Raw genomic sequence first — 12,731 nt, forward strand, 5'->3', positions numbered from 1 at the left:
TATTTCAAATTTAAAAGCAAAATTATGAAAAATTTTATAGATTATTTTTACTAGAAAGATTTTTTAAAATTTAAATAGTTTGATTATTTGCTTCTTTTGCAAATTTATAAAACTCACTTTCGGCGTCAAATTTGCTTTTTATCTTGTAAAAAATTTCACCAAATTTAAATGAAATTTCGTCCGAGTGAAGTAAGAGTCTTTTTGCACCAGTTAAATTTATCCGTTCACTCTCGCTCATCTCTTTGTCTAAAATTTTCTCGATCTGCGGACGCGACAAACCATAAAGTGGTTCGCCAAGGATCTTGTGTTTCACATGAAACAAATGCAAGCGAATTTGATGCTGCCTGCCAGTGAGTGGGATAGCCCGAATTAAAGTCGTATCGATATCGTCAAAATATTTGATCGGCAAAATTTTAGTCACAGCGCTCTTGCCGTTCTCACAAATTTGCATTCGCATTTTCACATCGTCGTAGTTGTTTGCCAGATCCATCTTAGCATCGATCGTAAATTCTCGCTCGATCTTGCCTTGCACCATCGCGACGTAGCTTTTAGAAACCTCTCTGTTTTCAAAGATTTTCTTTAGCTTTATCGTAGAATTTCTATCTTTGCCCACGACTATCACGCCACTTGTTTCGCAGTCCAGCCTATGTGCCACGCTCGCATCTCGCTCAAAAAGTGTGTAAATTTCATCATTTAGCGAGTACTCGCAGTGCCTGCCATTTGGATGGCTGAGCACCCCGCTTGGCTTGTCAAATACTGCAAAGCTCTCACACTCAAAGATCGGCTTTAGCCCCTTTGGCACCGCCTCATAGTCGATCAAAAAGACATCACCGCACAAAATAGCATTTTTCTCGCTCACGACACTGCCGCCACAGATCAGTCTGCCTTTATCGATGAGGCGCTGGGTTTGGCTCATGCTAAAGCCGTTTTGCAGTAAAATTTCGTAAGCTTTTTTATGATCTGCAGTGGCAATAAATTTATTTACGTAGGGCAAAAATGATCCTTTTGAAAAACGAGCTATCTTAAGCCCAAATTTATAAGCGTATAACCGACATTTCAGCCCGGATTTTATATAATCAAAACTTAAATTTAGAGAAATTGCACGACGTGATTTCTGGCTTAAAGAGCCAAATTTATACTTTCAGGACAAAAGCAAACTAATACAAAAGGTTCAACAATGGTCGAAAGATACTCACGCAAAGAGATGGCTGAAAAGTGGAGTATACAAGCAAAATACGACGCTTGGCTCAAGGTAGAAAAAGCTGCCGTTAAAGCTTGGAATAAGCTTGGCTTCATAAGCGACAGCGACTGCGAGAAAATTTGCAAAAATGCTAAATTTGAAGTGGCTCGCATCGACGAGATAGAAAAGACGACGAAGCACGACGTCATCGCATTTTTAACAAGCGTCAGCGAGAGCCTTGGCGATGAGAGCAGGTTCGTACACTACGGCATGACCTCAAGCGACTGTATCGACACAGCTGTCGCACTTCAGATGAAAGAGAGCTTGGAGCTCATCATCAGCGACGTTGAGGAGTTTATGCAGGCAGTCAAAAACAGAGCAAACGAGCACAAGCATACGCTCATGGTCGGCAGAAGTCACGGCATCCATGGCGAGCCGATAACTTTTGGACTTGTGCTTGCCATCTGGTATGACGAGATCGCAAGGGCATTAAAGCTCATCAAAGACGCAAAAGATACGATCAGCTATGGCAAACTCTCAGGCGCTATGGGAAATTTAGCCCATGCTCCGATGGAATTTGAAGAGCTAACATGCGAGGAGCTAGGTCTTAAGGCTGCCCCAGCCTCTAACCAAGTGATCCAGCGCGACCGCTATGCCCACGTGGTGAGCGCTATCGCTATCTTAGCTTCTACTTGCGAGAAGATCGCAGTTGCCATTAGGCACTACCAAAGGACCGAAGTTTATGAGGCGGAGGAGTACTTTAGCCCAGGACAAAAGGGCTCAAGCGCGATGCCGCATAAACGCAATCCAGTCCTTAGCGAAAACATCACCGGCCTTTGCAGAGTGCTACGCTCATACGTCACTCCTTCTCTTGAAAACGTCGCCCTTTGGCACGAGCGCGACATCAGCCACAGCTCGGTTGAGAGATTTATCCTGCCAGATATGTTTATCACGGCTGATTTTATGCTGGTTCGTATCAAAAATTTGATAGCAAATTTAGTCGTCTATCCAGAAAATATGATGAAAAATTTAAATTTAACAGGCGGACTAGTCTTTTCACAGCGCGTGCTTTTACAGCTGCCACAGCGTGGAATTTCTAGAGAGGACGCCTATAAGATCGTTCAGCGCAATGCTATGAAGGTTTGGGCGGACTTGCAAGAGGGCAAAAAAGCGATAGACGAGCAAGGTCACAGCTTATTTTTACAAAATTTACTAGCCGACGAGGACCTAACTAAGAGCCTTAGCAAAGATGAGATCAAAGAGTGCTTTGACTACAACTACTACACCAAAAATGTAGATAAAATTTTTAAGAGAGTATTTGAAAAATAATGTCGATACAAAGACACTTAAATAAAATCGATACTATAAATTTGGGTAGTTTTTATACTCCTAAATTTATAGTTGAAATTGCCTATGAGATGTTGGAAAAAAATGTAAAATTAAGAGATTTTACATTACTTGATAGCTCTTGCGGATACGGTGATTTTTTCATAAAAAAATTACGTTATATTGGGGCTGATATAGATGATATAGCTCTAAAGTCTGTTCCAAAAAATGTTAAGAAGTTTCATACTAATTCGCTATTAAATTTATGTAGAGAAAAATTTCATATCTCTCAAGATGAACGACTTATAATAATAGGCAATCCACCATATAATGATAAAACCTCTAAAGTTAGGAATAATGTAAAAAAAGAAATTTTTGATATTGATGCAAATCTTAAACACAGAGATTTAGGAATTTCCTTTTTGCGTTCATTTGCGGAGCTTGACCCAGAATTTGTATGTGTTTTACACCCTTTATCGTATCTAATAAAACAAACAAATTTTAATTCTCTTGCTAAGTTTAAAAGTAATTATCGTTTAATGGATGATTTAATAATTAGTTCGGAAATATTTACGCCAAATTCCAGCACTTTTTTTCCTATAATAATCGCATTATATGAAAAGAATTGTTTTGGAATGAATTATGATTTTATAAAAAATTATAAATTTAAAACTTACGAGGGGAAATCGTTTTGCTTAAATAATTTTGATTTTATAGGTTCATATGTGCAAAAATATCCAAATCATCGTGATAAACGCGAACCAGTAGCATATTTTCATACTTTAAGGGACATCAATGCTCTTAAACGCAATCAAACATTTATGAAAACACCAAATTTAAATTCAGTAAAGGTTTTTAATGAAAATCTAAAATATTACTGCTATATTCATCATTTTAAAAAATTTGCTTCGAATTTACCTTATTATTTTGGGAATTTGGATGTTTTTATAGACAATGATGAGTTTTTAAAAATTTCGGATGAATTTTTAAATATAGAGGATAATAAAAACATAAATAAGTATTTTAAAACTTTAATAAAAAATATACAAGGAGAGACTAATGAAAACCATTCTAGACGATAAAGCCATAGAAGTGATTAAAAAATCTGCAGGTGATAGTGGAGGCTTCCAAACACTTATGAAGAAGTTACAAAATCAGCTTAGTGATCATATTTTGACTTACGATAGCGATGATTTGGAAAAACTAAAAAGATATAAAGAATACGGCGTTGGCGGTTTTGAAAATAGATGCGAAACCGTTTTAAATTGCATAAAAAAATAGAAAAAGATCAACATGAAAGTTATAAAACGTAATGGCAGAACAGAAGAGCTTGATATCAGCAAGATCAAAAAATACACAAACGAAGCGGTCCTAGGCCTTAGCAACGTAAGTCTTAGCGAGCTTGAGGTAGATGCGAAAATCCAGTTTAGAGATATGATAACGACTGAGGAAATTCAGCAAACTCTTATAAAAACAGCAGTTGATAAGATCGACATCGACCGCCCAAACTGGACATTTGTCGCTGCGAGACTATTTTTGTTCGACCTTTATCACAAAGTGACTGGCTTTAACGGCTACAACCACCTAAAAGACTACCTAGTAAAGGGTGAAAAGGTAGGCCGTATCATCCCTGGACTAAAAGAGAAGTACGACCTTGAAGACCTAAATGCTTACATCAAACCCGAGCGCGACTTGCAGTTTGCATATCTTGGTATCAAGACCCTTTATGATCGCTACCTCATCAAAGACAAAAGTGGCATGCCGATCGAGCTGCCACAGCATATGTTTATGGCGATCGCGATGTTTCTTGCGCAAAACGAGCTAGACAGCCAAGGCTGGGCTAAGAAATTTTACGACCTCATCTCTAAATTTGAAGTGATGCTAGCCACCCCAACGCTTTCAAACGCAAGGACTACACGCCACCAGCTAAGCAGCTGTTACGTAGGCAGCACGCCTGATAATATCGAGGGCATTTTTGATAGTTACAAAGAGATGGCACTACTTTCAAAATTTGGCGGCGGTATCGGCTGGGACTGGAGCAAGGTGCGTGCGATGGGCGGCAGTATCGACGGACACAAAAACGCAGCTGGCGGTATCATACCATTTTTAAAAGTGACAAACGACATCGCAGTAGCGGTCGATCAGCTAGGCACTAGAAAGGGCGCGATCGCTGTTTATATCGAGCCTTGGCACATGGATGTGAGCGATTTTCTCGATCTTCGTAAAAACTCAGGCGAAGAGAGACGCCGCGCGCACGAGCTTTTCCCTGCGCTTTGGATAAACGACCTATTTATGAAGCGTGTCAAAGAAAATGGCCGCTGGAGCCTCTTTGACCCAGCTCAAGTAAGCGACCTTTGCGACCTTTATGGCGAGGAGTTTGAGAAGAGATACTTAGAGTATGAAAACGACGAAAATATCCAGAAAAACACCATCCTTGCAAAAGAGCTTTGGAAGAAAATTTTAACTAGCTATTTTGAAACGGGCATGCCATTTTTATGCTTCAAAGATAACGCTAACAAAGCAAATCCAAACGACCACGAAGGCATCATCAGAAGCTCAAATTTATGCACTGAAATTTTCCAAAACACAGCGCCAAACTACTATAAGATCAAGATCACTTATGAAGACGGCGGCGAGGAGCTATTTGACGAAGAAGAAGACGTCACGGTTGATAGTGGCATAACTAAAAAAGCCAAAAAGCTTAGCGCGCTTGATAGCCTAAAAGGCAAGCAAATTTTCATCGTAGAAAAAGAGAGTATCGAGGGCAAAACGGCAGTTTGCAACCTTGCGAGTATAAATTTAAGCAAGATAAACAGCAAAGAGGACATCGAGCGCGTCGTGCCGATAGCTATCAGGATGCTTGATAACGTAATAGATCTAAATTTCTATCCGCACAAAAAGGTAAAACACACAAACCTAGCCTCTCGCTCGATCGGCCTTGGCGTCATGGGCGAGGCGCAAATGCTAGCTGAGAAAAACGTAAAATGGGGCAGCTATGAGCATTTGGCGCTAATAGACAGCATAATGGAAAACATAAGCTACAACGCGATCTACGCTAGCTCAAATTTAGCCGTAGAAAAGGGCATATATCCAAAATTTGAAGGCTCAAAATGGAGCAAAGGCATCATGCCGATAGACACCGCAAACGAGAACGCAAAAGCCCTTCTAAACGACAAAGGCGGGCTATTTGACGAAAATGTCTGCGACTGGGACAAGCTAAGAGAGAAGGTCAAGCGTGATGGCATGAGAAATGGCTACCTAATGGCGATCGCTCCAACTAGCTCGATCTCGATCCTTGTTGGCACCACTCAGACTATCGAGCCAGTCTATAAGCGCAAGTGGTTTGAGCACAACCTAAGCGGTATGATCCCAAATGTCGTGCCAAATTTAAGCCCAGATACTTGGCAGTTTTACACGCCAGCTTACGAGCTTGATCAAAGAATTCTTATAAAAGCAGGCGCTATCCGCCAAAAATGGATCGATCAAGGTCAAAGTTTAAATATCTTTATGAGCTTAGACAAGGCAAGCGGCGGATATCTAAGTGAAATTTACACGCTTGCATGGGAGCTCGGACTAAAATCAACCTACTATCTACGCTCAGAATCGCCAGACAGCGAAAAACTAAACGACGTAGCTGACCGCTCGATCGAGTGTGAGGGATGTCAGTAGTTAAATTTAAGAGAGAAATTTCTCTCTTAAATTTTTTAAATTGTCTATTAAATTTATAAATTTACGGAAGTGTCACAAAACTTAATTTTATACCAAGCTCATCTGCTAGCTTGCCTAGCTTCTCGCTCTTTTCTATTCCTGCTGATATACAAAACTGCATACCATTTACGTTACGCTCTTTTAGTCTCGTAAAGACATTTGACATGAGTGACTCCGTTTTCATCCCACTTTCGCCGTAGATGACAAAGGCATCCACACCTTCTTGTATTTTATCCGTTAGATTGTTGTAAAAACCTCCGTCGTTGTTTGAAACACTAGTTGTTGCGCTAGCTATCGCATCAGCAAGAAAGCCACGACTTGGTACTAGCATAATGACTGTACTATCTGATTTTAGGGCGCATTTTGCAAAGCTTTTCATCATGCCATCTTCGGGTGATCTTACGCCGTTTGATGCCGCACAACCAGCTAAAAGTAGACCTAGGGCGAGCATTGTGATTTTTTTCATTGAAACTCCTTTTTTTGAAAATCGACTAATATTAACATAAATTAAATAAAGATCTATATGGAAGAAAAATTTAAATCTACTATTTTAAAAACTAAAACTAAAATAATTATTTAAGTAAAAATGATCAAATTTTAATTTAAAATACTTAAAACACGCAAAAATATACTTAAGAAAACTCTCTAAAATTTTATATTTTTTGATAAATATTATTAAACAAAATAAAATAAGTTTTCTATATTTTAAGCTTTCTTGTCCTATACTTTTAAACTCCATATCAAAAAATAATCAGAAAAGAGCAAGTGATGCGTGAAATTTTAAAACGAGATGGCACAAGGCAAGAATTTGTAGCATACAAGATAGTAGATGCTATAAAAAAGGCATTTGCCAGCGAAAATAAAGCTTACGACGAGCAAGTTTTTACAAATGTAGTCCAAGATATCTTTCAAAAATCAAGTGCGATAACAGTCGAAGACATCCAAGATGCGATAGAAAAAGAGCTATTTGACGGCGGACATTTTGAAGTTTTAAAGAGCTTCATGCTCTACCGCCACACCCACAAGCTCCAACGCGAGCAAATTTTAGGGCTAAACGAAGATACGACCTATATAAACTCAACCCAAACGATAAATGAGTACATAAACGGCACCGACTGGAGAATTTCTGCAAATTCAAACACAAGCTACTCAAACGCAGGCCTTATAAACAATACCGCTGGCAAAGTCATAGCAAACTACTGGCTAGACGCTGTTTATAGCAAAGAAGAGGGCTTAGCGCACAGAAATGGCGACTACCACATCCACGATCTTGACTGCCTTACAGGATACTGCGCTGGCTGGAGTTTGCGAGCTTTGCTAAATGAGGGTTTTAATGGCGTTCGTGGCAGGGTCGAGAGCAAGGCGCCAAAGCACTTTAGAGAGGCGCTTTATCAGATGGCAAATTTCTTAGGAATTTTACAAAGCGAGTGGGCGGGCGCTCAGGCGTTTTCTAGCTTTGACACCTACCTAGCACCTTATGTTTTCAAAGATGATCTAAGTGACGCCGAGATCAAAAAGGCGATAACTAGCTTTATTTTCAACCTAAACGTCCCTGCACGCTGGGGACAAAGTCCATTTACAAACGTAACCATAGACATCACTTGCCCAAGCGACCTAAGGGATCAGATCCCAACGAGCGATGATATACACCTTTTTACAAATGTAAAAGATGAGAAAATTTTGAAAAAAGCAAACGAGCGTGGCAGGAAAAATTTAGTCGATATGACCTACAAGGACTTTGAGCCTGAGATGGCGCGCATAGATAAGGCATTTTACGAGGTCTTAACAGCTGGCGACAAGTGCTCACAGCCTTTTACATTTCCTATACCAACGGTAAATATCACAGAGGACTTTAACTGGGATAGCGAAGTAGCCGACGTGCTCTTTGAAAATACCGCAAAAATGGGCTCAAGCTACTTTCAAAATTTCATCGGCTCGCAATACACTTACGACGAAAATGGCAACAAGATAGAAAACGAAAATGCCTACAAACCAGGCCACGTGCGCTCTATGTGCTGCCGCTTGCAGCTTGATCTAAGAGAGCTTTTAAAACGTGGTGGCGGTCTTTTTGGAAGTGCTGAGATGACTGGCTCGATAGGCGTTGTCACTATAAATTTAGCCCGCCTTGGCTATAACTACAAAGGCGATAAGGTCGCACTTTACAACAGACTAAGCTACCTTTTAGACCTAGCTAAATCAACCCTAGAGAAGAAGCGTAAATTTATCCAAGAGATGTATGACAGAGGGCTTTATCCTTACACGGCTAGGTATCTAAAGCACTTTAACAACCACTTTAGCACGATCGGCATAAATGGCATGAATGAGCTACTTAGAAATTTCACTGACGACAAAGAGAACATCTCAACTAAATTTGGACGAGAATTTGCCCTTGAGATGGTTGGCTTTTTACGCGATAAGATAAGGACATTTCAAGAAGAGAGCGGAAATTTATACAACCTTGAAGCAACTCCAGCTGAGGGCACTACTTACCGCTTTGCCAAAGAGGATAAGAAGCGCTACCCAGACATCATCCAAGCAGGCGAGGGGGATAATATCTACTACACAAACTCAACCCAGCTACCTGCAAATTTCACAGACGACGCTTACGAAGCGCTTGATCTGCAAGATGAGCTACAAAGCGCCTACACTGGCGGCACCGTCTTTCACCTATATATGAAAGAGCGCATCAGCTCGGCTAAAGCTTGCAAAGAGCTTGTAAAGAGTATAATCTCAAACTACAAACTCCCATACATCACGATAACGCCGGTCTTTAGCGTCTGCGCAAAGCATGGCTACATAGCTGGTGAGCATGAGTTTTGCCCGCTTTGTGATGCAGAGCTGATAGAAAATGAGAAGAAAAAATCCAAATAAGGAGAGAAAATGACAGAAAAAGAGATCTTAGAAAAAGTGCAAGATAAACGCACAAGATGCGTGGTCTATACTCGTGTTATGGGCTATCACAGACCAGTTGAGAGCTTTAATCTTGGCAAAAAAGGCGAGCACAAAGAGCGTGTTAAATTTGACGAATACGCAAGTTGCTGCAAAAGATAAATTTCTTGCCTAAAAACAATAATAAATTTAAAAAAATAAACTAAAATGCAAGCCAAAGGCACGCCATTGTGCCTTTTAGTTTAAAAAAGGGTCAAAACTTGCAAAAAATCTTTAGTATAACGCCATTTACGACGCTTGACTACCCAGACAAAGTGGCAGCTGTCATTTGGTTTGCAGGCTGCAATATGCGCTGTGGATACTGCTACAACATCGAGGTTGTAAAGTCAAATGGCACTATAAGTTTTAGCGAAGTTTGCGACTTTTTAGACCGCAGGGTCGGCAAGCTAAACGGCATAGTCTTTAGCGGTGGCGAATGCACAGCACACCCTCTTTTTTTAAGGCTAGCTCGTGAGGTAAAAGCGCGCGGCTTTAGCTTAAAAGTTGATACCAACGGCTCATATCGTGACGTCTTGAAAGAGGCGATAGATGAGGGGCTGATTGATTACATCGCACTTGATTTTAAAGCTCCAAAAGAGAAATTTATAGGCATCACTGGCTCAAATTTATATGAGAAATTTGCCGCCACGCTTAGGTATCTGCTTGAGATAAATTTTAAATTTGAAGTTAGAACGACCGTGCATGCGGACTTGCTAAGTGAAAAGGATATCTCCGAGATGTCTGAGCTACTTTTTGAACTTGGGTATAGAGGGGATTATTTCTTACAAAAATTCTTTAACACTGGCGAAAATTTTGGAGGCTTAGGCGATCCAAAAAATAGCTTCGATCCAGATAAGATCACATCAAAACTACCTATCAGACTAAGAAATTTCTAAATTTAGCGTAGATAAAAATAGCTAAAAATAAGAAAATTTAACTAAAATTTACCCCAAATCACAAAAGCAAACAAGGAGAAAACTATGCAAAATTTCAGCTTTTTAAACCCTACTAAAATAGAATTTGGCAAAGACAAAGAGCAAAACATCGGTAAATATATGAAAGAATTTGGCGCAAAAAAGACGCTCATCATCTATGGCAGCGACAGGATCATGCAAAACGGGCTTTTTGACGTTGCCACAAAGAGCCTAAGCGCAAATGGCATCGAGTTTTGTAAGATAGGCGGCGTGAAGTCAAACCCAGTGCTAAGCAAGGTAAATGAGGCTATAAATTTAGCTAAAAAGCAAGGCGTCGATAGCGTGCTAGCCATAGGCGGCGGCTCGGTGCTTGATAGCGCCAAAGCCGTAGCTGCTGGTGTGAAGTATAACGGCGATGTTTGGGACTTTTTTACTGGCAAATGCCCAAAAGAGGCGCTTATGATCTTTGACATCATAACGCTTGCTGCAACTGGCTCAGAGATGAACGGCGGCGCAGTCGTCACAAACGAAGCCACAAAAGAGAAATTTGCCATGCACGGCGCTTGTCTCTACCCAAAAGTTTCAGTTATAAACCCGCTTCTTCAAGCAAGCGTTAGCAAGGAGTATTTGGTCTATTCAGCCTCTGACATCATCGCTCACAGCATCGAGGGCTACTTTACGGCGAGCGTCCAGCCTGAGATCATAAATTTATACATCGAAGCAAATATCAAAACCGTCATGAAAACGACTGAAATTTTACTAAAAGAGCCTGAAAACTACGATGCTAGAAGCGAGTTTGCCTGGGCTGCTACGATGGCGCTAAATGGCCTAACTTACGTTGGCACGGCTGGCTACTCATATCCAAATCACATGATCGAGCACGCCATAGGTGCAGTCGTGGATTGCGCGCACGGAGCTGGGCTAAGTGTGGTGATGCCAGCTTGGATGAAGTGGTATAAGAGTAGAAATTTAAAGGCATTTAAGCGCTTTGGCAAAGAAATTTTTGGCGTAGATGACGCAGACGAGGCTATTAAAAAGCTAAAAGAGTGGTTTAGCAAGATCGGCACGCCAACAAGCCTCATCGAAATCGGCGTTGATGAGTCAAATTTAGACGAGATCATGGCGCTAGTTTATGACTACGCCAAGAGCAGGGGCTTGGAGCAAATTTATACAAAAGAGGCCATAAGCGAAATTTTTGCCTTAGCGAGATAGAATTTATCCAAAATTTACAAAGGATAAACATGAAAAAAGTCGCCCTTATAGCAGGAGCCAGCGGCGCTGTGGGAAGTGAAATTTTAAAGGGTCTTTGCGAGAGTGAGCACTACAACAAGGTGGTCGCCCTTGTTAGGCATGAGCTAGAATTTACCCATGAAAAGCTTGAAGTAAAGATAGTAAATTTTGATGATTTTAAAGATGAGGTGCCATTTATCGCTGATGATGTATTTTGCGCGCTTGGCACGACGATGAAAGCGGCAAAACACAAAGAGCAGTTTTACAAAGTCGATGTGACCTATCCGATAAATTTCGCCAAATTTGGCTTGGAGTGCGGCGCAAAACGCTTTGTTTTACTCTCAGCTGCAGGCGCAAATAGAAAGTCAGGCTCATTTTACCTAAAGGCAAAGGGTCAAGCAGAAGCAAAGATAAAAGAGCTTGGATATAGCTCATTTCATATCGCTAGACTGCCACTTATCGAGGCTGAGAGAAAGGACTTTAGGCTTGGCGAGTATCTAGCGATAAAGGTGTTTAAATTTATCCCAAAAGGCTTTTTTGACGAGTATCGTCCGATGAGGGCGGCTGATATCGCTAAAGTGATCGTGCAAGTAGCACAAGATGACCACAGCGAAGGTGTAAAAATTTATAGTCCGGAGGAATTTACAAAATGAAAAAATATATAGTGATCACTGGGGCAAGCTCAGGCATAGGAGCGGCTGTGGCAAAGGCATTTGCAAGGCGCGGGGAGAATTTGATCCTTGTTGCAAGGCGTGGCGAGCTTTTAGAAAATTTAAAAAGCGAGATAGCTAAATTTGCAAATGTCGATGTGGTTATAGAGCTTTGCGATCTCTCAAAGCAAGAAAACGCCATTTCTCTTTGGCAAAAATTAGAAAAATTTGAGCTAAAAGCGCTTATAAACAACGCTGGCTTTGGCGACTACAACAAGGTCGGCGAGCAAAATTTAGACAAGATCACGCAGATGATAAATTTAAACATCATCTCACTTGTCACGCTCTCAACGCTCTTTACTAAAAAGTATAAAGACAAAGATACACAGCTTATAAACATCTCTTCAACAGGCGGCTACAAGATCGTGCCAAACGCCGTCACATACTGCGCTAGCAAATTTTTCGTCAGTGCCTTTAGCGAGGGACTTTACCACGAGCTAGCACAAGATAAGCAGGCAAAGATGCAAGCAAAAGTGCTGGCCCCAGCTGCTACAAAGACAGAATTTGGCATGGTGGCAACTAGCAAAGAGAGCTACGACTACGACAAAGCGTTTAAAAAGTATCACACGAGTGAAGAGATGGCGGAGTTTTTGCTTCGCCTTTATGATAGCCACTACTGCGTTGGTTCGGTCGATAGAGATAGCTTTGAGTTTTCACTGCACCAGCCTAAATTTGACTATGCGATCAAGTATAAGCCAAAAGATAACTAGGCGTTAAAGCAAAAGTAGAACAAAA

Annotated in this window: 10 protein-coding genes and 1 pseudogene; 9 read left to right on the plus strand and 2 right to left on the minus strand. The window is 40.8% G+C overall.

Translation table 11 applies throughout. The features are described from left to right. Positions 1 to 70 precede the first annotated feature (70 nt). Positions 71 to 994 carry a pseudouridine synthase family protein gene (locus CVS91_RS02350; RefSeq protein ID WP_107830043.1) on the minus strand — a complete coding sequence of 308 codons (924 nt, stop codon included), beginning with the start codon at positions 992 to 994 and terminating at the stop codon, positions 71 to 73. Between the two features lie 183 nt (positions 995 to 1,177). On the opposite strand from CVS91_RS02350, the gene purB reads away from it, so the two are divergent. Genes purB through CVS91_RS02370 form a run of 4 tightly spaced genes read left to right on the plus strand, consistent with a single transcriptional unit; the run spans position 1,178 to position 6,175 of the window. Continuing rightward, positions 1,178 to 2,509 carry an adenylosuccinate lyase gene (gene purB / locus CVS91_RS02355; protein WP_107830045.1) on the plus strand — a complete coding sequence of 444 codons (1,332 nt, stop codon included), beginning with the start codon at positions 1,178 to 1,180 and terminating at the stop codon, positions 2,507 to 2,509. Positions 2,510 to 2,544: 35 nt separating this feature from the next. Continuing rightward, the gene (locus CVS91_RS02360) at positions 2,545 to 3,588 is read left to right on the plus strand and encodes an Eco57I restriction-modification methylase domain-containing protein (RefSeq protein ID WP_107830159.1); all 1,044 of its coding nucleotides are present in this window, start codon (positions 2,545 to 2,547) and stop codon (positions 3,586 to 3,588) included. Then, the gene (locus CVS91_RS02365; protein WP_107830047.1) at positions 3,566 to 3,787 is read left to right on the plus strand and encodes a hypothetical protein; all 222 of its coding nucleotides are present in this window, start codon (positions 3,566 to 3,568) and stop codon (positions 3,785 to 3,787) included. The genes CVS91_RS02360 and CVS91_RS02365 overlap by 23 nt, the downstream gene beginning before the upstream one ends. Positions 3,788 to 3,799: 12 nt before the next feature. After that, positions 3,800 to 6,175 (plus strand): ribonucleoside-diphosphate reductase subunit alpha, encoded by a 2,376-nt coding sequence (locus CVS91_RS02370; RefSeq protein WP_107830049.1) that lies wholly within the window; start codon positions 3,800 to 3,802, stop codon positions 6,173 to 6,175. A 61-nt stretch (positions 6,176 to 6,236) separates the two neighbouring features. On the opposite strand, the gene CVS91_RS02375 is transcribed toward CVS91_RS02370, so the two are convergent. Continuing rightward, positions 6,237 to 6,680, minus strand: coding sequence for a hypothetical protein (locus CVS91_RS02375; protein ID WP_021085745.1), 444 nt, complete (start codon positions 6,678 to 6,680; stop codon positions 6,237 to 6,239). A 302-nt stretch (positions 6,681 to 6,982) separates the two neighbouring features. Between CVS91_RS02375 and CVS91_RS02380 the strand changes: the two are divergent. From CVS91_RS02380 to CVS91_RS02405, 5 genes and pseudogenes are all read left to right on the plus strand, one after another. Continuing rightward, a pseudogene (locus tag CVS91_RS02380) lies at positions 6,983 to 9,265 on the plus strand (ribonucleoside triphosphate reductase). Positions 9,266 to 9,363: 98 nt separating this feature from the next. Further along, complete coding sequence (locus CVS91_RS02390) at positions 9,364 to 10,038, plus strand: anaerobic ribonucleoside-triphosphate reductase activating protein (RefSeq protein ID WP_234409646.1); 675 nt, start codon at positions 9,364 to 9,366, stop codon at positions 10,036 to 10,038. A gap of 84 nt (positions 10,039 to 10,122) precedes the next feature. Continuing rightward, positions 10,123 to 11,268, plus strand: a complete 1,146-nt coding sequence (locus tag CVS91_RS02395) for an iron-containing alcohol dehydrogenase (RefSeq protein WP_107830055.1) — start codon at positions 10,123 to 10,125, stop codon at positions 11,266 to 11,268. Between the two features lie 29 nt (positions 11,269 to 11,297). Then, positions 11,298 to 11,939, plus strand: coding sequence for an NAD(P)H-binding protein (locus tag CVS91_RS02400; protein WP_107830057.1), 642 nt, complete (start codon positions 11,298 to 11,300; stop codon positions 11,937 to 11,939). Beyond that, a complete protein-coding gene (locus CVS91_RS02405) occupies positions 11,936 to 12,706 on the plus strand; it encodes an SDR family NAD(P)-dependent oxidoreductase (protein ID WP_107830059.1) in 771 nt (256 codons plus the stop codon). Before CVS91_RS02400 ends, CVS91_RS02405 begins: the two co-directional genes overlap by 4 nt. Positions 12,707 to 12,731: the final 25 nt, after the last annotated feature.

The sequence above is a fragment of the Campylobacter concisus genome, assembly GCF_003048985.1.
GTDB lineage: Bacteria > Campylobacterota > Campylobacteria > Campylobacterales > Campylobacteraceae > Campylobacter_A > Campylobacter_A concisus_AY.